Source organism: Fictibacillus sp. 18YEL24, from assembly GCF_015903855.1.
GTDB classification, from domain to species: domain Bacteria; phylum Bacillota; class Bacilli; order Bacillales; family Fictibacillaceae; genus Fictibacillus; species Fictibacillus phosphorivorans_C.
The window spans coordinates 1-295 of sequence record NZ_JACZDT010000021.1 but is presented as its reverse complement, the minus strand read 5'-3'; the positions used below and the strand labels follow the sequence as shown (position 1 = coordinate 295).

The 295-nt window shown below is 45.4% G+C and carries 2 tRNA genes; both read left to right on the top strand.

The features are described from left to right. The first annotated feature begins 20 nt into the window (after window positions 1-20). Window positions 21-97: transfer RNA gene (locus HU823_RS21780), tRNA-Ile, on the top strand. A gap of 25 nt (window positions 98-122) precedes the next feature. Next, window positions 123-198 (top strand) — tRNA-Ala (locus HU823_RS21775). Window positions 199-295 lie beyond the last annotated feature (97 nt).

Sequence of the window (295 nt, the reverse complement as noted above, 5' to 3'; positions counted from 1 at the left end):
AGGAACTTAACTTCCTTTAGGGGCCTATAGCTCAGCTGGTTAGAGCGCACGCCTGATAAGCGTGAGGTCGATGGTTCGAGTCCATTTAGGCCCACCATTTTCATAAATTTCATTCCCATTATGGGGCTTTAGCTCAGCTGGGAGAGCGCCTGCCTTGCACGCAGGAGGTCAGCGGTTCGATCCCGCTAAGCTCCACCATTGCACATCTTACGATGATGCATTTTTAAATTAATGTTCTTTGAAAACTAGATATCGACATCCAAACAATATGCAAGGCAGATAGATTTATCTAATC